Here is a 21,819-nt window from a genome sequence, read left to right as displayed (position 1 = left end):
GGGTCGCCAATGAAAAAGCCGCTCTGATGAAAAGAGCGGCTTTTTTTGTGCGCCGAGCTTCCCCGCTTAGCGTGCGAGCGAAGTCAGATCCCAGCGCGGCTTCACCGTGAACGCGTAGTCTTTGCCCGACTGATCCGGCCAGCGCTGCAACCGCAACGCGCCGGCCAGCGCGATCATCGCGCCGTTGTCCGTGCATAGCGACAAATCCGGGTAATGCACGTAGAAATTGCGTTTCTTCGCTGCGGCGGAAAGCGCCTCGCGCAGTTGCCGGTTCGCGCCCACGCCGCCGGCCACCACCAACCGGTTCAGCTTGGTCTTTTTCAGCGCGGCCAATGACTTCACCGCCAGCACTTCGACCGCTGCGTCCACGAAACCACGCGCCAGATCGGCTTTCGCCTGCTCGCAGATATTCGCGCCGCCGAGCTTTTTTGCATGCGTGAGCACGGCGGTTTTCAAGCCGCTGAAGCTGAAGTCCAGGTCGCCGGAATGCAGCATGGGGCGCGGCAGCACCACCGCGCCGGGCGTGCCGAACTCAGCCATGCGCGACACCTCGGGGCCGCCAGGATAACCGAGGCCGAGCAGCTTGGCGGTTTTGTCGAAGGCTTCGCCGGCCGCGTCGTCGAGCGTTTCGCCGAGCGTTTCGTATTCGCCGACGTCTGTTACACGCATCAATTGTGTATGCCCGCCGGACACCAGCAGCGCGACAAACGGAAACGGCGGCGGCTCGTCCACCAGCAGCGGCGACAGCAAATGCCCTTCGAGATGGTGGATGCCGATAGTCGGCTTGTCCCATGCCATGGCCAGCGAATTGGCTACGCTCGCGCCGACCAGCAGCGCGCCCGCGAGCCCCGGCCCTTGCGTGTAGGCGATCGCGTCGATGTCGCTGCGCACCGCGCCGGCGCGTTCCATCACCTCTTCCAGCAATGGCAGCGCGCGCCGGATATGGTCGCGCGACGCCAGTTCCGGCACCACGCCGCCGTATTCCCGATGCATCGCAATTTGCGAATGCAGCGCGTGCGCGAGCAGGCCGCGCTCTGTGTCGTAGAGCGCGAGACCGGTTTCGTCGCAGGAGCTTTCGATGCCGAGAACGAGCATGATGGATAGTTGGGTTTGAACGGCCACGGCCGCGCGTGACACTGCAGATACGACGCGCAGAGGCCGCCAGGCACGCGGCCGGGAAAATGAAAAGACCAGCCTGAAAGTATAGCAGTGCCGACAAGCCGCCGCAGACGCGCAGGTACAATGCGGCCCCATGGAATCCTTCGATATCGCGGTAATCGGCGCAGGCGCGGCCGGCATGATGTGCGCGGCCGTCGCCGGGCAACTCGGCCGTCGCGTGGTGCTGATCGACCACTCACAGCGTCTCGCGGAAAAAATCCGCATCTCCGGCGGTGGCCGGTGCAACTTCACCAATCTGTATGCCGGGCCGGCGAACTATCTGTCGGCCAATCCGCATTTTTGCCGCTCGGCGCTGGCGCGCTATACGCCGCGCGACTTCATGGCGCTGCTCAAGCGGCATCACGTGACGTGGCATGAGAAGCACAAAGGGCAGCTCTTCTGCGATCAGTCCAGCGACGCCGTCATTGACGTGCTGAAGGCCGAGTGCGACGCGGGCCGTGTCGCGTGGCGCACGCCGCTGTCGGTCGAGCAGGTGCGGCAGGACGCGCAAGGTCGCTACGTGCTGGACACCCAGTCGGGTCCGATCACGGCGCGCGCGCTGGTGATCGCGACCGGTGGTCTGTCGATCCCGAAGATCGGCGCGACGGATTTCGCCTACCGCCTCGCCAAACAATTCGGCCACAAGCTGATCGACACGCGTCCGGCGCTGGTCCCGCTGACCTTCGCGGCAGCCGACTGGGAGCCGTTCGCGGCGCTGTCGGGCGTTTCGCTGGAGGTGCAACTCGCGACCGGCAACAAGAAGACCGGCGCGGAATTCAACGAAGATCTGCTGCTGACGCATCGCGGTCTATCCGGTCCGGGTGTGCTGCAGATTTCAAGCTACTGGCAGCCCGGCGAGCCGATTCACATCAATCTGCTACCGGAAAAAGATGCCACCACCGCGTTGCTGGAGGCCAAAACCGGTACGAAGCGCCAGATTGCCAATCTGCTGTCGGAATGGGTTCCGCAACGTCTCGCGCACGTTTGGCTGGAAACCCATCAGATTCCCGCCGACGCGCGCGTCGCCGATCTGCCAGACAAGACCTTGCGACGTGTGGGTGAGGCCTTGTCGCGCTGGACGCTCATGCCAAACGGCACCGAAGGCTATCGCAAAGCCGAAGTGACGCGCGGCGGCGTGGATACGCGCGACCTTTCCTCGGCGACGATGATGAGCGCGCGCGCCCCAGGCCTGTACTTCATCGGCGAGGCGGTCGACGTGACCGGCTGGCTCGGCGGCTACAATTTTCAGTGGGCGTGGGCGTCAGGCGTGGCGGCCGGCCAGGCCGCCGCGGAGTACGTTCAGGGGGCTTGACGGCGCATTAGCTTTGTGAGAAAGCTCTGCTATACTCCTGAACCTTTACAAAGTCTCGTTATTGAAAAATGACGACCGCCCGCGTAAAAAGACAACGAGCCTTTTGACATTGCCATGCACTGTTTCAAGCGCACTCTGGGAGAAATCGGCTTGTTGACCGACCTTCACGCTCGCGAGTTTTACGAAAAGCCTACGGCTGAGCGCAAGTGTACGAAGGCGGTTGCGGTGAAGCGTCATTTCAAGCATCTGCGAAGCCAGATGCTGCCAAAAAAGTTCTACTGATTCTGGCGTTGCCGCGGTTCCCGTCGAACGGAGCGGCGACATCCAACCGGTGAAGGCGCTGCAAGCGCCGTCACGGAAAACACGGCCCCTTCGGGCCAGCCGGCAGGGTCGCACACATTACGCATATCGCGCCAACCCGCTTGAGGAAGCAGTCCCAAGCGGGTATTCGTGTTGATGCGGTCGGCCCGGCCGGATTGTTAAATTTCAACGCATTCAGGTGAGTGATGAGTCTCAAGGACCGGATCAACGACGATATGAAAGCCGCCATGCGGGCACGTGAAACCGAGCGTCTCGGCACGATCCGCCTGCTGCTCGCGGCGATCAAGCAACGCGAAGTCGACGAACGCATCACGCTCGACGACACCGCGATCACGGCGGTCATCGACAAGATGATCAAGCAGCGCAAAGACTCGATCAGCCAGTTCGAAGCCGCCAGCCGCGCGGATCTGGCCGACAAGGAAAAGGCCGAAATGGCGATTCTGTCCGCCTATATGCCGGAGCAGATGTCCGAAGCGGAGATCGTTGCCGAAGTTCAGGCCGCAGTCGCGCAAACCGGCGCCGCCGGCCCGCAGGACATGGGCAAGGTCATGGGCGTGCTGAAGCCGAAGCTGGCGGGCCGCGCCGACATGACCGCCGTTTCGGCGCAAGTCAAGGCCGCGCTCGCGAAGTAATTTCCGTCTATCGGGTCTGCGCGCACCGACGCTCGGCGGGTGGCGCGCGCAGCCTTGAGCTTTTCAGGTAGCGTCATTTACTGTGATTCCTCCGTCATTTCTGCAGGACCTGCTCAACCGCGTCGATATCGTCGACGTGGTTGGCCGGTATGTGCAGCTCAAAAAGGGCGGCGCGAACTTCATGGGGCTGTGTCCGTTTCACAACGAAAAAAGCCCTTCGTTTACGGTTAGTCCGACTAAGCAGTTTTATCACTGCTTCGGTTGCGGCGCGCATGGCACGGCGATCGGGTTCCTGATGGAGCACGTTGGCTCGTCGTTCCCCGAGGCCGTCAACGATCTGGCGCAATCGGTCGGCTTGACCGTGCCGAACGAGCCGTCGCCCGGGTATGGCGGCGGGGGTGGCGGTTATGCGCCGGCGGCGTCCAAAGCCGTTACCACGGCGCTTTCCGAAGTCATGCAAACGGCCTGCGACTTTTACCGCAAGCAGTTGCGCAGTGCGCCGACCGCGATTCAGTATCTGAAGAAACGCGGCTTGACCGGTGAGATCGCGGCCCGCTTCGGACTCGGTTACGCGCCGGACGGCTGGCAGAACCTCGAACCGGCATTTCCTAACTATCGGGATGACGCGCTGGTCGAGTCGGGCTTGGTGATCGTCAGCGAAAAGTCGGATGCGCAGGGTCAGAACCGCCGTTACGACCGCTTTCGCGAGCGGATCATGTTCCCGATACGCAACGTGAAAGGGCAGGTAATCGGCTTCGGCGGGCGGGTGTTGGACAGCGGCGAGCCGAAATATTTGAATTCGCCCGAAACGCCGCTATTTAACAAGGGCAGCGAGTTGTACGGGCTGTTCGAGGCACGTCTGGCGATTCGCGAACAGCATTACGTGCTGGTGGTCGAAGGCTATATGGACGTGGTCGCGCTGGCCCAATTGGGGTTCCAGAACGCGGTCGCGACGTTGGGCACGGCCTGCACGCCGATTCATGTGCAGAAATTGATGCGTCAGACCGATACGGTCATTTTCAGTTTCGACGGCGATTCGGCAGGACGGCGCGCCGCGCGGCGTGCGCTGGACGCTTGCTTGCCGCACGCGGCCGACAATCGCACCATCCGTTTCCTGTTTCTGCCGTCCGAGTACGATCCGGACAGCTACGTGCGCGAATTCGGCACCGAAGCGTTCGCGGAGCAGGTCGAGCGCGCCATGCCGCTGTCGCAGTTCATGCTCAACGAGGTGCTGACCGGCAAGGAGCTGGATCAGCCGGAAGGCCGGGCGCGCGCGTTGTTCGACGCCAAGCCCTTGCTGCAGGCGCTGCCGGCCAATGCGTTGCGCGCCCAGATCATGCATATGTTCGCCGACCGGCTCGACGTGCCGTTCGACGAAGTGGCAGCCCTTTGCGAAGTCGATTCGCGGATCGCGGCGGCCGCCCGCTCGGCGCCGGCTCGCAAAGACCGGCGCAGCGTGACCGGAATCGAGGAAAAAACGCTGCGCAATCTGGTGATGTATCCGCGCACGGTGGCGGTGCTCGATGAAGATGCCGAGCAGGCGCTTCTGTCGGTGACGCGGCACGGCGAGCTGTTCGAAGAAGTGACGACGCACGCGCGTGCGCTGGGGGATTCGGCCGAGTTTCAGTTGTTGTCGGATCTATTGCGAAACGGCGCAAACGCCCCAACTTTCGAGGAAATCTTTCGCAAAATTCTAGACTATGATGAAAATGTCCGGGATTTGCTGCTGAAGGACCCGGAGGATGCGACCGTTATCGAGGAGCGGCGCGAGCAGGAGCGGATTGTCGGCGAGGAATTGAAAGCCGCGATCCTGAAGATGCGGTACGACGCTTATTGCGATCGTCTCGAGCAGCTTTCGCGGCAATCCCGGCACACGCCGGAGGAGTTTGCGGAATTGTCGGAATTGAACCGGAAGCGGGCCGACATGAAGCGCCAGCTCGGGCTCTAGGCGGGTTGAGAAGGGTCGAAGTGCTACAATAAAAAGTTTCCAGCGGTTTGTTTTTCAAAGGGTTTTCCTAGCAAAGGCCAACAGGCGAAGGGCGATGCGATGGCAAAGACTACGGGCGGAAATAAAGCGGCAGGCACAGGCTCGAAGGAGCCGACCAGAAAGGTCACCGAGGCCAGGCTAGATTCTTCCGCCAGAAAAACGTCTACCGTCAGAGTTGCACCGGTTGCGGGGAAGAAATCCTTGACCAGTTCCGCTGCACGAGCGGAGCAGGTTGAGGCAGCGAGAGTGGTATCACCACCGGTCACGAAGCGGCCGGGTGTCAGAAGCGCAAGGGAAGCGGTTGTCGCGCAGGACGATGCGGCAGTCCGCGAGGTTCCAGTATCCACGGTTCAACCGGCTGGCGTCCACCAGCCGCGAGTCGAGACTACAGCCGGTACGGCGAACTCCATGACGAAAAAGCTGAATGAAGTGCCCGTCGATGACGAAGCAACCCAAAGCGAAGAAACCCCTGCCGCCGCGGCTCCGGCCAAAGTGGAAAAGGTCAAGGCTCGCGACCGTCGTGCAAAGGAAAAAGCGCTGCTGAAAGACGCGTTCGCGTCGTCGCAGCCGGGCACGGTCGAGGAACTCGAGGAACGTCGTTCCAAACTGCGCACGCTGATCAAGCTCGGCAAGGAGCGCGGCTTCCTCACGTACGCTGAAATCAACGACCACCTGCCGGACAACTTCACCGAGACCGAGGCGATCGAAGGCATCATCAGCACGTTCAACGACATGGGCGTGGCGGTGTATGAACAGGCCCCGGACGCTGAAACGCTGCTGCTCAACGACAACGCCCCCGCCGCTTCGTCGGACGACGAAGTGGAAGAGGAAGCCGAAGTCGCGCTTTCCACGGTCGACTCCGAATTCGGCCGCACCACCGACCCGGTCCGCATGTACATGCGCGAAATGGGCACGGTCGAGCTGCTCACGCGCGAAGGTGAAATCGAAATCGCCAAGCGGATCGAAGACGGTCTGAAGCACATGGTGATGGCGATCTCCGCCTGCCCGACCACGATCGCCGACATTCTCGCCATGGCCGAGCGGGTCGCGAACGAGGAAATCCGGATCGACGAACTGGTCGACGGCCTGATCGACGCCGACGCGGAAGACGCGGACGGCTTTTCCGCACAAGAGGCGGAAGCGATCGAGAGCGACGACGAAGAAGTCGAGGAAGAGTCCGACGAAGACGAGGAAGAAGACGACGGCACGGCGCAAGCCACCGCCAACGCAGCGCAGATGGAAGCGCTCAAGCGTGCCTCGCTCGAGAAGTTTGCCCTCATCAGCGAATGGTTCGACAAGATGCGTCGCGCGTTCGAGAAAGAAGGCTACAAGTCCAAGTCGTATCTGAAGGCTCAGGAAACGATCCAGAACGAACTGATGACAATCCGCTTCACCGCGCGCACGGTCGAGCGGCTGTGCGACACGTTGCGCGCGCAAGTGGACGAAGTGCGTCAGGTCGAGCGTCAGATTCTGCATACGGTCGTCGACAAGTGCGGCATGCCGCGTGCAGAGTTCATCGCGCGTTTTCCGGGTAGCGAAACGGATCTCGAATGGGCCGACAGGATTGTCGGCGAGGGTCACGCTTACAGCGCGATTCTCACGCGGAACATTCCGGCTATCCGCGAACAGCAGCAACGTCTGCTGGACCTGCAGGCGCGTGTCGTCCTGCCGCTGAAGGATCTGAAGGAAACCAACCGTCAAATGGCGGCCGGTGAGCTGAAGGCGCGGCAGGCCAAGCGCGAAATGACCGAGGCGAACTTGCGTCTCGTGATCTCGATCGCGAAGAAGTACACGAACCGTGGTCTGCAGTTCCTCGACCTGATTCAAGAGGGCAATATCGGCCTGATGAAGGCGGTGGATAAGTTCGAATATCGTCGCGGCTACAAGTTCTCCACGTATGCCACGTGGTGGATTCGCCAGGCCATTACGCGTTCGATCGCCGACCAGGCGCGCACGATCCGGATTCCGGTTCACATGATCGAAACGATCAACAAGATGAACCGTATTTCGCGTCAGATTTTGCAGGAAACCGGTCTCGAACCGGATCCGGCAACGCTGGCCGAAAAGATGGAAATGCCGGAAGACAAGATCCGCAAGATCATGAAGATCGCGAAAGAACCGATCTCCATGGAAACGCCGATCGGTGACGACGACGATTCGCATCTGGGCGACTTCATCGAAGACACGAACACGGTGGCGCCGGCAGATGCGGCTTTGCATGCCAGCATGCGCGACGTCGTGAAAGACGTGCTCGACTCGCTGACGCCGCGCGAAGCGAAGGTGCTACGCATGCGTTTCGGTATCGAGATGAGCACCGATCACACGCTCGAAGAAGTCGGCAAGCAGTTCGACGTGACGCGTGAACGGATCCGTCAGATCGAGGCGAAGGCGCTGCGCAAGCTGCGTCATCCAAGCCGTTCGGACAAGCTGAAATCGTTCCTCGAAGGGAATTGATCGGCGCTGGTTGCGTGTCGTAATCGATGTAGCGGTTTGAAGGGGCTTCCCGGTTGTTTCGCCATAGCGAAGCGGTTGCGGAGGCCCCTTTTTCGTGTAGTATGTCGGCCAATCAATGAATCGGCCCGGCCTTCAAGACCGGGTCTTTTTCTTGGGCCGGACGCCGTGCTGGTTGCAGGCAGCGGACTCATAATCCGCCTCCGAAAGGACATCGTCGGTTCGAATCCGACCCGGCCCACCATGAACGCAAAAAGGGTTTCGAGACTTCGAATGTGCCGTTAAGCATAAAGTGGCCATTTGGACGCGTTACGCTTTATTGAACAATCGGCCATGTTTTGCTTTATCGGCAACTAGTGGTAGGACGCAGTACAACCGCTGGCGCCGACCCGGCGACCCTTTGAATGTTAAAACCGCGCTCATGTGAGCGCGGTTTTTGCATTTCGGCCCGCATCTTTCTGGTATGACCTTCCGCATCAAGCCGACTTCACTTCTTGTCGCCGGCACTAGCCAAGAAGTAACACCCCCTCCCTTCGAACCTCAGCCCTGCCGACAAAACAAGGCATTCGATGAAGAAACTCCATTATTGGTGTTCGAGACCTATTTAAATACTATATATGGTGTCTAAATTAATTTGTGGCACCACATGTAGATTAGATGTTATCTTCTGGGCATAACTACTCCCTTTGTGGAGGCCCCATGATTGCTGCGAATAGGCGTGCTGAGATCGAGAAGATCGTCCGTGGCATGCACCATGAGATCATCCAGGGTGCCAAGCTTCGGTATCGTTGCGGGCTTCCGCCGTATCCCCAATTGTTCTCCCCCGATGTTGCAATCGAGAAGTACGGATACTCGTACGAGGTTCGCGAATCCATGCCGGGCGCCCATACCGGCCGCCAGTTTCAGACTGCGGGGATGATCGACACCGAGCAGGGGATCGTAATGGTTTCGAGTGAGCTGAAATTCGAAACCCAGCGCTTCACCGCTGCGCATGAACTTGGTCATCTCGTGCTGCACGAGTCCCGGCCGGAGATGAGGCGCCACCGCGATCGGCCGGTGACTGGGGAGAATATGGGACCGCGTGATCTGATTGAGGAAGAAGCCGACTATTTTGCAGCCGTGTGGTTGGCACCGGCGCCAACGGTGAAGTACTACTTTCAGGAGCGCTTCGCGAATATTCCGCTCGTGCTCAACGAAGACACTGCCTTTCACGTCGCCGGTTATGGGGGAGTCCCTGATCTGATGGCGTCGAAGCAAGGATCACTTGCGTTTCCTATCGCTGTCGCGCGCGCGACAGCTTTCAACGGTCGGCGGTTCGAATCCCTCGCTCATTTTTTCGGCCTATCCCCGACAGCCATGGGAATCCGCTTGAAGGAACTGGAGTTGGTGACCTACTAGTCAACTATTCCGCTGAGGTCCATGCGGACAGCCGCGAGGCGTCATTCGATTTGCCTCGTAGCAGCGTCCCCACACGCGTTTGTCTAGCGGCGAACTCCGCCACTACGGGTGCGTAGCTGTCGGCCAGAGCGGGTCACGAAACGTCCGGCCTTCGCGCGGAATATCAATGCGCGTCGCGCATTGCAAACGATGAATTCTCAAGACGCGGGCAACGCTGTTCTGAGAACGCATGTGTTCAATAGAGCGGTGCTTCGTTGAGCGGGCATGCTGAGCCGTTAGATACACCAGGCGATGGGAGTACACTTTCACGCAAATTTGCGCGGGACAAATCCGCCGCGGGGAGCTTCCAGGGATGGAGGCACAAGAGGGGACTTCATAGAGCGACCAACTAACCGGAATATGATCGAACGAATTTTCCAAAGCATCCCGGAAGGCAAACTAAGCGAGGCGGACCAGCAGTCGTTCTTGGTTAGTCTGGGCTGGTCACGGGGAGCCACCTGGAACGATCTCCTGCGCTCACGGCGCGTTCTGATTATCTCCGAGGCAGGTGCCGGCAAGACCTTTGAGTGTCGTAGTCAAGCTCGTCTGTTATCGGACGCCGGCGAGCCGGCTTTTTTCGTCGAGCTTGCTGGCCTTGCGACGGGAGAGTTGCGGAGTCTTCTGGATGACGAGGAGGAAGCTCGCCTTGACGCTTGGCTTTCATCCCAATCCGACGTAGCGACCTTTTTTTTGGACTCGATTGACGAATTGCAATTAAGTTTGGGATCGTTCGAGCGCGCGCTGAAGCGTTTCAAGAAGGGCATTGGTAGCCAACTGGGCCGAGCCCGAATCGTCATCACAACGCGGCCAATAGCATTCGATGAAGAGCTTGTTCGCCATTTGCTGCCCGTTCCTCCGGTGTCATCGACGGAGTCGAACGAAGAAGCATTCGCGAAGATCGCGATGCGGACTGAAAAGAAACAACAGAATAGCAACGGGGACGAGGAGGTCGCTGATTGGCGCACGGTCGCGCTGATGCCACTATCGGATGCGCAAATCGTTGACTTCGCCCGCGTCCAAGGTGTCGAGAGCCCCGCGGCGTTGTTAAATGACTTGCAGAGGAGGAACGCACAGGAGTTCGCACGACGGCCCCAGGATTTGATCGAGCTATGCGCGGACTGGCGAGAGCATAAGCGCATCCGGACTCATCACGACCAAGTGGCAGCCAATGTGCGCATCAAGTTGCAGCCGCGGGACGACAGGTCGGAGGCTGCCGAGCTTTCCGTGGATAGGGCACTTGAGGGCGCCAGCCGGCTCGCACTGGCGATGCTCGTCACGCGCCGTCTAACTATCCGGCACAGTGCGGCGGCTGACGCGATCCATAGTGACGCCGCGCTTGAGCCAGCGATCATCCTCTCTGATTGGAAGCCTAATGAGCGAAAAGCCTTGCTTGAAAGGCCCTTGTTCGGTTTTGCCTCTTATGGACGTGTCCGTTTTCATCACCGGTCCGTAGCGGATTACCTTGCAGCGCAAAGGCTTCGTGCTCTACGCGAACGAGGGATGCCTTTTCGGGCGATGCAGCGGCTGCTTTTTGCCGAGACTAAAGGCAAGCTAATTGTACGTCCCTCGAAACGGCCCGTGGCCGGCTGGCTAGCGATAACGGACAACGCAATATTCGAGATGTTGCGAGACAACGAACCTGCAGTTCTTCTCAATGAGGGCGATCCTGAATCGCTGACCCCTACGCAGCGAAATCAAGCACTTCGAGCATATGTTGAACGCTACGGCAAGGGCGGGTGGCGCGGGCTGAAGGTTCCCCATGTCCAGATTCATCGCTTCGCATCACCGGAACTTGCGCGTGAAGTTAGCCAGCTCTGGGATAAAGGGGTCGAAAATTCCGATGTTCGATGCACGCTACTCTCTCTGATCGAAACGGGACGGATGGGCGAATGCGCCGACATTGCTCACGCATCCGTTTGTGATGCAAATGCGGATCCGTTAGAACGGGTAATCGCGCTCGAAGCAATGGTGGCGCTCGAGGATCCACGGCTGCCGGAAATTGCACACGCGGTCGCTACTGACAATGATCATTGGCCAGAAGAAGTGGCGCGCGGAGCCGTCGTCAGGATGTTCCCGCGAGACTTTTCCGTTATCCAATTCTGTCAGACATTGGGACGATGGAAAAAAAGTAAGCGCAGTGTTGACAACATGGCTTGGCAGCTACCTCGTTTGGTTGAGCGCGCCGAACTCGATCCGTCAAAACTTGAGTCGCTCCGCGACGGGCTAGTGAGACTTGTTTCTGATGGGCTCAGATGGAGCAAGGAATGGCCGCACATCGTCAGCAATCGCCAGCATCTTAGCGGCACTCTCGCTGCAGTTTGCGTGCGCGGGCTTGCAATGAGCAGTAAAGGTGAATGGCTTCGTGCGAGCGTTCTTGCTCTTCGACTTCACCATCGAGAAAGCGGTAACGACGACGCACACAAGGCGCTTAGAAAGCGACTAACTCTTCTTGATGCTGAAGACAATGCTAGCCTGTTCTGGACGACGGACGCTTTGATTCAATCCCTTCACGCTATCACTGATGCACGGGAACGCCTCGTAGAAGTCATATTTCATGACAGTCCCATCGCGCTGGATGTCGTTCGAGATTTACCATGGATTAAGGAAACTCTCTGTGACACAGCTCGTCCGACAGCTGACAGGGCCTTACTCCTGCAGGCAGCGCTGCGCCTTTGCCCGCACCCAGAACAGTGGCAAGACCATGTTTTGGAGCTGAAGACGCGCGTTACGGGGCAACCGGAACTTCTCGCCGTAATTGATGAATGCATGAAGCCGCCAAAGCGGAACAAAGAGCTTGAGCGGTTGGAGAAGAAGGCGGCCGAGCAAAAAACGCAGCGCGAGCGCCGAGCTGCCAAAGCCCGTGTAAGTTGGATCCTATTCTGGCGCGAGGTTTCCCAGCGCCCGGAGAGCGCTTTCTCTTCTGAACGCAGCTGGCATACAGCTTGGAATCTTTGGCGTGCAATGAGCCAGGATGGCGCGGACAGCCGAGCATCAGGCTGGAACCGACGTCTTATCGAAGAGCAGTTCGACAAAGAAACAGCGGACCGATTGCGTCGCATTTTGATGAATATTTGGCGTGAGGAACTTCCGACGCTTGTGAGTGAACGAGCGGCTGACCAACGCAGGACTTACCTTGTTCGTTGGCAGCTCGGTCTCGCTGCGATCTATGCTGAAGCAGAGGATTCTGACTGGACTCTCAGACTTACCGACGAGCAAGCAAAGCTTGCTGCGCGGTTTGCTCTCATCGAACTCAACGGTCTGCCTGCTTGGCTGGAGAGCGTTGTTAAGACTCATCCAAATTCGGTGGACGCGATAGTCGGGGAGGAGCTTTCTTGGGAGCTGACGCAGTGCCCGGGCGACGTTCAGTCAATACTGCTACAAAGCGTCAGTTACGCGCCTGCCTTGATCCCCAAGCTGTTTCTTCCGCGGCTACAAGCTTGGTTAGACGAGAAGGGTGACTATGCCGGTGACTCCGGCAAGCACGCCGGCCTGCTCCAAAGACTTCGGCAGGCAATTGACGTGATGCTGAAACATGGCGATGAAGATATCCGCTTGCGCCTGCTAGCCATGGCGCGCCAGCGTCTGCAAGACAATCTTCCGACTGAGTTCAACTTCCTTTGGTTGGCAACGCTAATGCGGATCGATCCCGAACTCGGGGTGGCCGAGCTAGAGCGGCGGTTACTCAATGTTGAGCCGGGGCCGCGCAGCGAAGCAGTCACGTGGTTCAGCGTTCTCTTCGGAGATCGCCATGACGCAATCAATTTACGGTGCGCGACCTTTACTCCACGCCTACTCCTGCGTTTGCTTCGTCTTTCATATCGTCACGTTCGCCCGGATGACGATATTCATCACGAGGGTAGCTATTCGCCGGACGGCCGGGATCATGCTGAACGTGCGCGAAATGAGATCGTAGGAGCGCTTTTCGGCGCTGAAGGTGAGGACGGCTGGGCAGCGAAACTCGAAATGGCGGATGACCCGTTGTGCGCCCATTTTAGGGACCGGATACTCTCCGTCGCAGAGGAGCATTGGGCGCAAGAAATCGATGCTGTCGCATTAGACGAGGTACAAGCCGTTACACTGGACAGGACAGGCGAAGCCCCGGCCTCGACGAATGAGGCGATGTTCGCTACGTTGAACGATCGATTGGCTGACCTCGACGACCTCTTGCTGCGAGATGTGTCGCCGAGAGAGGCGTGGTCGGGCATCTCAGACGAAAAGGTGATGCGTCGTGAGATTGCGCGCGAACTGATTCACTTGGCGAACGGGGTCTACAAGGTCGATCAGGAGGCTGTTACGGCAGATGAGAAGGAGACGGATATTCGTCTGCGCTCCGTCGCGTCCGATTGTGAAGCAGTAATAGAACTCAAGCTCGGAGATGGAAGGTCAGCCAGGGACCTGCGCGACACTATCTACAACCAGTTGGTCAAGAAATACATGGCGGCCGAAAACAGCCGGTCAGGCTGTCTATTGATTACTCTGGCGAAACACCGAGAATGGGACCACCCCGATAACGGGAAGCGCATCGATCTGGACGAGTTGATGTCGCTCCTTCGATATGAAGCTAAGCGCGTGCAAGACATGATGGGTGGCGTTCTAGCATTGAGTGTTCGTCTCTTGGATCTGCGTATCCGATTGCCAGTCGAGAAGCCATCGAAATGACTGACGCAATCGGTGATCTTAGTCACGGCGACCAAGACAAACATAGCGTCCACCCCGGCGTGGCAAGCAAGCCGACGTACGACGCTTTGAAGAAATCTATGCGGCGTTGCTGGTCCTGGCGTGCACGATTGGCCTCGTTTTCGGCCGGACCCGCAGGGTGCCACCCTGCATCACATCCCAGGTTGGACATCTAGCGCAGCCCGGATGCCCGCGGGAACGGTGGTTTGCCCAAACTTGTTCATCGACGAACGGTGAAATAAAAAATACTTCCCTAGTCACCGATGGAGCCCCGGGCCGACAGTCAGCATCCTGTAGCCGATACCTCATCGGCTCGCGAGTGCATGCTCGCTCCGGGCGGCAATGAGATCATCGAAACAGTACACATCGCCGCCCTTGACGAGTTCAGTGACATTCAGAATGCACTCCGCATTGTCGGATACTACTTCAAGCATGGCGACTGCCATGCATTCCAGGCTCGCGCAAGGAAATCCGGTCCGATTATGCGTCGGCAACATAGAAGGAGAGTCGTCAAAATGATCATAGTTAGTCACGCATTCAGACAACAGTTCGATGTCAACGAATGGGTCCGAAGATTCGTATTTCTGGAAGCGTGGAAGGGTGTATTGGTCGCAATCATATATACTCTTCGCACGCGCTGCTCCTAGTGCTCCAAGCCAATCGTCAATCGTTGCGAATTCCACTGAGTGGGCGCGATTAAATGCTTCTTTCGGATTGTCACAGAGGTATGGGAGGTTGGTGAAGTGTTCCACTTTGTTCTCATATTGTCGAAACTCACCTTCGAGTGACCTGCGATTGTATCCAAAGGTATCGAGGCGGTCCCGTAATTCCTCCGCCGTTGTGACATACAGGTACTCAATGTTTTCCTGTCCCGAGCATGGATTTCGGATAACCCTATCATTTCGATTAAAAAACCATCGACGGTACCCGTGGTCCATCACGCTGACAATTGCGCCGCCGATTGAAATAATCGCAGTGGACATGATATTCTAACTCCAAAAATAATTTAATAGCGCGGCGCCTAAGTGCGGGAGTGTGTTTGATACAGCGATGAACGCCTGAAAGCGGCCGGCCCAATGATTGAACGTTACCATCAGTTAAGCCGATTTTTACCGCCCTTGGAATCTTTCTTTTATTTCAGATCTGATTTTCGAAATTGTTATATAAAATAAGCGGCCTTTTAAAGGCAACTTATTTTGAGTGCGATCTGCGTGACCTGGTTGCATCCGCCCCATCGGTAGACATGACGCTTTCGCAGGGGTAGCTATAATCCTGCCGTCTGTAACGATGTATTCGCCGTGGCACCGGTGAGTGGTTCATTCTCTGCATGCGTTCCTCAATAGGACAGCGATTCACTGTCCAATTGCATCGTTCGCGCTGAATGCAATCATCAGCCGGAGACTACCCATCAACGCATTGCCTGCCGCGGATATCCTTTAGAGCGATGGTTGGCACGGTTCGCTCATGCCATGACGTGTCAATCGAGAAAAGCAACCGAGAGCAGCTTTGAACGATCAAACAATATTGAGGCAGTGGCTCGCCGGGTGGTTCTGTGGACACTACAATGTTCGGAACCGGGTGAACGTTTACACGTGTCGGTACATGCATTGACGCGCGTTCAAGAGAGCGCATTTTCATAAGATCTGCCGCTGAAATTCGGCAAATCACGGAGAGATAGTGACTTCAATTCCTGCCGCACCGGCGCACTTTGTATGTTACGACTGCTGTACAGCGCAACTTTTGAAGCAATTGGTCACGCGACACGGGACGCGATCGACGTGTAGCTTATGCGGCGCGTCCGACGTTATCTGCGTGCATACCGGGATAGACGAGTTCCTGCTCGCAGTCAAGGCTCTAGTCAGATACAACTTCGGTGAATGGCAATACCACTCCAAGCTCGGTGACGGCAGCCTGGAAAGCCTGTTTTTCATTGACCCGAATCCAATCCTGAAGATCAATCCGGCACAAGATCCGGTCGATCGTGAAGATGTTGTGCTTTCCTTTCTGGACGATGTCAACGAACGCCAGCTGCAGATACAGATCTTTACGGCGTTTGGTCGAGAGATATACGGGTATATGCCGAAAACGCCGGTCTCCAGCGGTGAAAGCGATGTGTTGGAGAGCGCAGGGCGGGCGTTGCGGGAGCGAAACCACTTCCTTGTTGAGGCGGAATACACTCCCGTGATCAGGCCGGTTGCTCCTTATGTTGCGAAGACATTGGCAGCTGGAAAACGTTGGCATAGGGCAAGATTGGGCGCAAGCACACGCGCTGCCAATTTCCACGAGATCGGAGCTCCTCCGAGCTACTTCTATGAGCCGCATTCGGACAAGAACCTTGGGGCACCTCCGGTTGGCAGCACAAGTGCTGGGCGAGCGAATCGTCCCGGCGTGTCGTACCTGTATCTCGCCTCCGATGCAGCGACAGCAGCAGCTGAAATTCGCCCGCATCCGGGTGAGCTAGTGTCGCTAGGCAGTTTTGAATTGACTCGTGAACAACGTGTGGTGGACCTCAGAGCGCACGACCTTACGAAGCTTTGGCAAAGTGATCAAGAGCTGGAGATGCTGGAGCTCATTATTGCCATGGAGAAGGTTTTTTCGACAGCTGCTCCGCCGAGCAACCGGAGCGCTTACACAGTAACCCAGTTTCTCGTTGAAGTGTTTCGTCAGCTTGAGTTCGACGGAGTACTGTTCAGAAGCACGGTAGGAGACGGCGACAACCTTGTCCTCTTCGACCCTGCGTCGGCTTCGTGGGTAGCAGAATCCAGTCGTGTCATCGACGTGACCAGAGTGCGTTACGATTTCGTCGTCCGGAATCTATTTGACGAATCGGCGGATTACGACATTGATTACAATGAACGTGGCAAAGCGATGGAGACCAGTTCCTAGACCGTGGCGAAAGTTTCGCGGCGTCCGGCGATCGAGTGTAAGTAACTGAGACTGCGTTGCGGAATTTTTCTGTCTCCTCCGGACGTGCCATAGTAATTCCACCAGCGACGTTCGAATTGCGGATCGAAGGCGCTTCCGGACGCGGTGCCCCATTGTCAGTTCTTGCCGCGTCTTTACACCTATGCCGCTTTCCGTCTGACTCATTCCTAGTCAGGTCTCCAGTGACGTCAATATCCATCGAGACCAAGCGATTGATGAATTCGTCTGCACGATAGCGGGACGGGATGCGACTGGCGATCTCGCAGGTCATTGCGGATCTTTCTCTCCCTCGCCGAGTTGGGTCAACAGCCGGTCGGCCGCCTCGATCATTTTCGGTAGCTTGTCCGTCTCCCTAGAGGGGAAGAAGCCACCATGTTGCTTTCGGATGGCCAAGATAAGGTCCGTTGCAATCAACCCGGCCTGCGCGCACTCCCAGAGATCCACCTTGAGCCAATGATCGTCATCGAAGTCGAAGAAGCTTGTGTAGATGGAGGCATTCTCGCCGCCAACATAATGGAAGTTGTGGAAGCTGTTGTAAACGTTTGCGTGCGCCGTCTGCTGATTGATTGAATCTTTCATCCGCTTGATCTCATCGGAGTGAGATCGAAAGCTATCTTCGAGCCACACATATGCCACTCGGGAGGCCTTTTGAGGGTCGTGTTTCTTGCCACCGATTACGTCGAAATAGTTGTTGGTATCGACATGAACCAGTGAATATGCGGCATGTACGGTCGACTCCAAAAAGTATCTTAGCGTCATCTTCGCCTGAATACGGTGTTGCCGAACCAAGGCGATCAGACTGAGCATGTGAGACTTCTTCATCTGTGAAAAGAACCGAATGAAGATGTCACAGTCCTTGGTAGGCCACGTCATGATGTTGGACAAGAGCAAAGAAATCTCCCTTGTGGTCGTAAAAAAATCACCGTAACGCTCCTCTGCGTCGAGGACCATTTGATGCTCGATGTTCGAGAACTCTTCGATACTCATGGTGGATCCGTTTTAGAGTCGTACTAACTACAGTCTACCGATGGTCACAACCTCAACGTGTTGTCAGCTTGCCAGGAATTGAGTGCAGTATTCGACCCTTGCCGCCGAGACGCATGCACGCGATAACGTACTGACACGACCTCCGTCGTTCAGCGTGGATGCTGAACGGCCCTATCTCGTCCCGAGTTTCGCTTTCACCTCTTCGAGCAGTGTGAAAATATTGCGAACGCTCCCGAGAACATCCCTGGGAATACGGCGCCTCAGCTCACGCAAGCTCACGCCTTTGTCTTCGGCAAGTATCTCGAGAAGGGCTGCTTCGATGAATCCGGCCGCCCTCTTGCGGCTCTCCTCGCCTCGGCTCCTTTGCTGACGATTCCACGTTTGTCCTATGATACGAGCGTTCCGGTTCGCAAACTCATACAGCTGCCGGGGGTGAACGTTCAATCGTCGGGCAGCTTCTCCAACACTGAGCGAGGCACCGGATTGGATAAACGCCTCGAGCTGATCGTTGATCTGGCCCACATCAAGGCTTCTCGGTGATGCGCGCTTTCGGTGACCTTGAAAGAGCGTCGTCAGCTGTGTCGGCGGGATTGGAGCGGATTGCGCTGCCGTAGTTTTACCGGTCAATAGGGATTGGAGCGATAGCCCTGTTTGCGATGCGATACGCAAATGTGCCGCGATAGTGGGAATGCCACCTTCCTTGAGCCAATAATGCACGGTCGATCTGTTGAGGCCAATGCGGCGCGCAAATACCGCGCTTTTTCCATCATCGAGATAAATGACAAGATTGAAAAGGCCTTTAATGAAAGTGTCGCGCGTCGGTGTTGAAGACAATCTGGATTGTGCTGCAAGCATCGCTCCGATTTGACACGCCTTCCAAATTTCTGCGGCGCTCACCGATACTGCTCCGGCCAAGTTCCCGAGAAAATCTCCACAGGAACAACACCAGCCAGGTACGACATATGAAGTGCTGTTTCTTGTATTGCTTCGCCCGCAATTTGGACAGACGTTGGTTAACCGTGTCTCATGTATCGGACAAACCGTGACTTCGCTGATATCCCACGCAAGTCGAAGGTACGGCGTTCGTCCATCCGCGCGATCCTGTGCAAAACAGACCGAGCACCAGCGTGACGATGTGGACGATAGGCTCTTTTGAGCGATCACGTTGCGCCACGGAAGCAGCGTAAGCATGTCCAGATGCGCAATGCATGTCAATTCCGATAGTCCCTGAGACCAGCGCTCGGCCGCACTCCCCATGCCGTTCAAGTTGCAATCGTTCCAGCGATATTTTCCCGGCATCTGCCAATTCATCTTTGCGGTGACAGTCCGTTTCAACTCAGGGGCAGAAACGCAGTGAGAAAGTGCTAATCGAAAAAAATAGCTATGCAGGCTCTCGGTATCTCGCTCCCCGACGCCAAGCGGAAGCAGCGGATTAAGAGCAGAACGGAGGACTCGAATAGGCATGGTCATTTTGCTACTACCTTCCTCGAACTGTAAGCGCTAACCCTTCCGGCAACCAAAAATCTCCGAAAGCGTCGGATACCGATGATCTATTTGGGATTAGTCTTCGGAGTGGATTTGCTCATCCGAGCCTGTACTAAGTTTTGCCTCTTTTATTAGAGCGATCGCGTGTTTTAAGATACCAGGGGTTCCAACGGGGATTCGATGCATCAAGAGACGTAGATTCGCAGACTTTCCTTCAGCTGCGATGGCTTTCAGAGCCGGCTCGATGAGCTTCCTTGCCCTTTCTGCGCTTTCTATGCCCCGATGTTGTCTATGCTGTGTCCACTTATGGGACAGCGAACGGGCTGCTTGATCCGCAAACACGTACAGCTGGCGATGGTGCACATTCAGTCGCCTCGCAGCTTCGGCCGCGCTAACTGGGACATTCGATCGGATTAATGCTTTGAGTTGCATATTGATCTGCTCCACGTTATGAGTCCGTGGTGACGCTCGCTGCTTGCGATCAGGGAAAAGCGTCGCCAATGCGGGAATCTCCGCTGATGTCCTGGGTTCGTCTCCGACTTGCCCGGTCAATAGCTCCACGAGCGTCACGCCGGTTTGCGATGCAATGCGCAAATGGCCGGCCATGGAGGGAATGCCGCCTTGTTGTAGCCAATAGTGAACGGTGGTTTTGGCAAGACCGATGCGGCGGGCGAAAGCCGCATTATTCCCGCCATCAAGATTTGAAACGAGTCGCACAATGCCGCTTATCATGGGTTCGGGGCCAAGGGCCGAATGGAGCCTCGCGTGTGTTGCCAGCATGGAGCCGATCTGGGACGACTTCCAGACGTCGGCTGAGTTTGCCAACGTGAGGTCTTTTGCATCACCCAAAAATGCACCGCAGGAGGAACACCATCCAGGGACCACATACGTCATAGTGTTACGGACATTGGTGCGACCACAGTCGGGGCAAACATCTGTAAGTCTCGTCGCGTGCCTTGGACAAACGTCGACGTCACCAAGATCCCACGCGAGTCTAAAATATGGGTCGCGGCCGTCCGAGCGATCTTGGGCGAAACACTGCGAACACCAACGGGATGGTTTGGCAGTAAGCCCTTGTTGTGAAATGACTTTGCGCCATGGCAGCAGAGTCAACTTATCGAGCCGCTCGACGCTCGTCAATGCAGACAATCCGCTCGACCATTTTTCAGCAACTTCACCTGTCGAATGCGGATTGAAGTTGTGCCATTGAACCGAGTATCTGGCTCGCTGCTCCCAGCCCATTCTTTCCGTGACTCTGTTTATCAGTTCTCGCACAGACACGCAATGTGACATCGCCAGACGATAGATATAGCTTAGGAGGCTCTCGGCGTCCGGTGTTCCTACCGCAATGGGTTCCAGGGCATGAAGCAAGGATCGTCGAATGCGGACAGTGTCGTTCATACGGTCCTTCCTTTTGACTTGGATTCGTGCCGTCTCGTCGCGGATAAAACCCGCATCAGACTTGGCTCAATAGCAGACTCGCCGTCGAGTATTTCATCAAGGATGCGCTCTCGTTGCGCTTCGGTGAGCAGTGCTCGCTCCAAATGCTCCGACGACCAAGCTCCACCTGCCTCTGCTAGCTTCGCTGCCCGCTTTAGCACGCCGCTGAGCGTTCCGATGCATCCCAGCGTATTGTGGAGGAGCGCCGCCGAGTGGCGCGAAAGTTGGCCGCCCCAAAGGTCTGGCAGGGTTTTTTCAAATGCAAGAACGCAACGATCAAATGCCTGGACATCTTCCGGCCGGTCTTCTCTGTACCGCTCGAAGTGAAGTACGTGCGTCCGGCGTGCGAGTTGACCCGAAAGTGAGACCAACTGATAGAGGTCGTAAGACCCAATCATGATCATCTGGGTGTCGCTGTTGTTGGCTAGAGACTTCAGTGTATCGAGCTGAATCTCCAGTCGGCCACGACCTCGCGTTTGGCGGATGATGTGAGCGGCTTCGTCGATAACAAGAAATTCGACTTGGCGCGCTTTAAGGCCTCGCTCTACAGCAGCACGCAACGCAGCAAGAGTGTTGCCGACTGATCCTCGAGGCCTGATCGCGCGACCTGACTCGGGATCGACTCCGTACGCCATTTTTGGAGAGTCTAGGTCATCGCCAAGTTGGGCGAGGATGCGCTGATAAAACAAGCGCCAGGAGAAGTTATTTTCACCTGACGACGGTGCCTCAACGTAGATCGCCGGAATGACTCCCTGATTCATTTCCATTGCTGTGCGCGCCCTCTCTAGCGCAGCGTTGACCATATGCTTTGCCAGTGTCGTCTTGCCCGCTCCGGCGGGACCGCATACGAGCAGAATGCTGTCCTGGCTTCCTGGATAGATAAGAGTGTCGAGCTCCGTCATGATGTCACCCACGCGGGTGTGCTTGATCCGTTTGGACGATAAGGCATGAATGTTTTCGCCTGCACGATGCTGGAGAATCCGTTTATCTGTTTGCATTTCGACACC

At 57.0% G+C, this 21,819-nt stretch carries 13 protein-coding genes, 1 tRNA gene and 1 pseudogene; 9 read left to right on the top strand and 6 right to left on the bottom strand.

The annotated features are described in order from the left end of the window. Positions 1-66 precede the first annotated feature (66 nt). Complete coding sequence (gene tsaD / locus BX591_RS17080) at positions 67-1,095, bottom strand: tRNA (adenosine(37)-N6)-threonylcarbamoyltransferase complex transferase subunit TsaD (RefSeq protein ID WP_111932562.1); 1,029 nt, start codon at positions 1,093-1,095, stop codon at positions 67-69. Between the two features lie 157 nt (positions 1,096-1,252). Here tsaD and BX591_RS17075 point away from each other — a divergent pair, with 157 nt between their 5' ends. The 8 genes and pseudogenes from BX591_RS17075 to BX591_RS17040 all read left to right on the top strand — a co-directional run bounded on the left by BX591_RS17075 (position 1,253) and on the right by BX591_RS17040 (position 13,957). Beyond that, entirely contained in the window at positions 1,253-2,470 is a 1,218-nt protein-coding gene (locus tag BX591_RS17075; protein ID WP_111932561.1) for a BaiN/RdsA family NAD(P)/FAD-dependent oxidoreductase, read from the top strand. Between the two features lie 68 nt (positions 2,471-2,538). Continuing rightward, positions 2,539-2,752, top strand: a pseudogene (gene rpsU, locus BX591_RS17070) (30S ribosomal protein S21). Positions 2,753-2,976: 224 nt separating this feature from the next. Beyond that, positions 2,977-3,423 carry a GatB/YqeY domain-containing protein gene (locus BX591_RS17065; protein WP_111932560.1) on the top strand — a complete coding sequence of 149 codons (447 nt, stop codon included), beginning with the start codon at positions 2,977-2,979 and terminating at the stop codon, positions 3,421-3,423. An 82-nt stretch (positions 3,424-3,505) separates the two neighbouring features. After that, positions 3,506-5,371 (top strand): DNA primase, encoded by a 1,866-nt coding sequence (dnaG, locus tag BX591_RS17060; RefSeq protein ID WP_111932559.1) that lies wholly within the window; start codon positions 3,506-3,508, stop codon positions 5,369-5,371. Between the two features lie 99 nt (positions 5,372-5,470). Further along, complete coding sequence (gene rpoD / locus BX591_RS17055; protein ID WP_111932558.1) at positions 5,471-7,864, top strand: RNA polymerase sigma factor RpoD; 2,394 nt, start codon at positions 5,471-5,473, stop codon at positions 7,862-7,864. 153 nt (positions 7,865-8,017) lie between these two features. Beyond that, a tRNA-Ile gene (locus tag BX591_RS17050) sits at positions 8,018-8,105 on the top strand. Positions 8,106-8,560: 455 nt separating this feature from the next. Further along, positions 8,561-9,259: an ImmA/IrrE family metallo-endopeptidase gene (locus BX591_RS17045; RefSeq protein ID WP_244146952.1), complete on the top strand. Its 699-nt coding sequence runs from the start codon at positions 8,561-8,563 to the stop codon at positions 9,257-9,259. Positions 9,260-9,658: 399 nt separating this feature from the next. Then, the gene (locus tag BX591_RS17040) at positions 9,659-13,957 is read left to right on the top strand and encodes an NACHT domain-containing protein (RefSeq protein WP_111932557.1); all 4,299 of its coding nucleotides are present in this window, start codon (positions 9,659-9,661) and stop codon (positions 13,955-13,957) included. Between the two features lie 323 nt (positions 13,958-14,280). Here the strand turns inward: BX591_RS17040 and BX591_RS36125 are convergent, their stop codons facing one another. Then, the gene (locus tag BX591_RS36125) at positions 14,281-14,958 is read right to left on the bottom strand and encodes a HEPN/Toprim-associated domain-containing protein (RefSeq protein WP_146749781.1); all 678 of its coding nucleotides are present in this window, start codon (positions 14,956-14,958) and stop codon (positions 14,281-14,283) included. Between the two features lie 829 nt (positions 14,959-15,787). Between BX591_RS36125 and BX591_RS17030 the strand changes: the two genes are divergently transcribed. Next, on the top strand, positions 15,788-16,861 hold the full coding sequence (locus BX591_RS17030; protein ID WP_111932555.1) for an RES family NAD+ phosphorylase: 1,074 nt from the start codon (positions 15,788-15,790) through the stop codon (positions 16,859-16,861). A 306-nt stretch (positions 16,862-17,167) separates the two neighbouring features. On the opposite strand, the gene BX591_RS17025 is transcribed toward BX591_RS17030, so the two are convergent. The 4 genes from BX591_RS17025 to BX591_RS17010 form a co-directional block, all read right to left on the bottom strand. Next, positions 17,168-17,887, bottom strand: a complete 720-nt coding sequence (locus BX591_RS17025) for a hypothetical protein (protein WP_111932554.1) — start codon at positions 17,885-17,887, stop codon at positions 17,168-17,170. 171 nt (positions 17,888-18,058) lie between these two features. Further along, complete coding sequence (locus tag BX591_RS17020) at positions 18,059-19,357, bottom strand: TniQ family protein (protein WP_111932553.1); 1,299 nt, start codon at positions 19,355-19,357, stop codon at positions 18,059-18,061. A 90-nt stretch (positions 19,358-19,447) separates the two neighbouring features. Then, positions 19,448-20,773: a TniQ family protein gene (locus tag BX591_RS17015; RefSeq protein ID WP_111932552.1), complete on the bottom strand. Its 1,326-nt coding sequence runs from the start codon at positions 20,771-20,773 to the stop codon at positions 19,448-19,450. After that, positions 20,770-21,810 carry an ATP-binding protein gene (locus BX591_RS17010; RefSeq protein ID WP_111932551.1) on the bottom strand — a complete coding sequence of 347 codons (1,041 nt, stop codon included), beginning with the start codon at positions 21,808-21,810 and terminating at the stop codon, positions 20,770-20,772. Before BX591_RS17010 ends, BX591_RS17015 begins: the two co-directional genes overlap by 4 nt. Positions 21,811-21,819 lie beyond the last annotated feature (9 nt).

The organism is Paraburkholderia bryophila (genome assembly GCF_003269035.1).
Taxonomy (GTDB): domain Bacteria; phylum Pseudomonadota; class Gammaproteobacteria; order Burkholderiales; family Burkholderiaceae; genus Paraburkholderia; species Paraburkholderia bryophila.
This window is presented reverse-complemented; position numbering and strand designations above follow the sequence as displayed.

What these genes read in the sequence shown, in the direction of transcription:
- BX591_RS17010 (WP_111932551.1), bottom strand. Translation starts at nt 21,810, where the DNA reads ATGCAAACAGATAAACGGATTCTCCAGCATCGTGCAGGCGAAAACATT.
- BX591_RS17025 (WP_111932554.1), bottom strand. Translation starts at nt 17,887, where the DNA reads ATGAGTATCGAAGAGTTCTCGAACATCGAGCATCAAATGGTCCTCGAC.
- BX591_RS17065 (WP_111932560.1), top strand. Translation starts at nt 2,977, where the DNA reads ATGAGTCTCAAGGACCGGATCAACGACGATATGAAAGCCGCCATGCGG.
- BX591_RS17015 (WP_111932552.1), bottom strand. Translation starts at nt 20,773, where the DNA reads ATGAACGACACTGTCCGCATTCGACGATCCTTGCTTCATGCCCTGGAA.
- tsaD (WP_111932562.1), bottom strand. Translation starts at nt 1,095, where the DNA reads ATGCTCGTTCTCGGCATCGAAAGCTCCTGCGACGAAACCGGTCTCGCG.
- rpoD (WP_111932558.1), top strand. Translation starts at nt 5,471, where the DNA reads ATGGCAAAGACTACGGGCGGAAATAAAGCGGCAGGCACAGGCTCGAAG.
- BX591_RS17045 (WP_244146952.1), top strand. Translation starts at nt 8,561, where the DNA reads ATGATTGCTGCGAATAGGCGTGCTGAGATCGAGAAGATCGTCCGTGGC.
- BX591_RS36125 (WP_146749781.1), bottom strand. Translation starts at nt 14,958, where the DNA reads ATGTCCACTGCGATTATTTCAATCGGCGGCGCAATTGTCAGCGTGATG.
- BX591_RS17040 (WP_111932557.1), top strand. Translation starts at nt 9,659, where the DNA reads ATGATCGAACGAATTTTCCAAAGCATCCCGGAAGGCAAACTAAGCGAG.
- BX591_RS17020 (WP_111932553.1), bottom strand. Translation starts at nt 19,357, where the DNA reads ATGACCATGCCTATTCGAGTCCTCCGTTCTGCTCTTAATCCGCTGCTT.
- BX591_RS17075 (WP_111932561.1), top strand. Translation starts at nt 1,253, where the DNA reads ATGGAATCCTTCGATATCGCGGTAATCGGCGCAGGCGCGGCCGGCATG.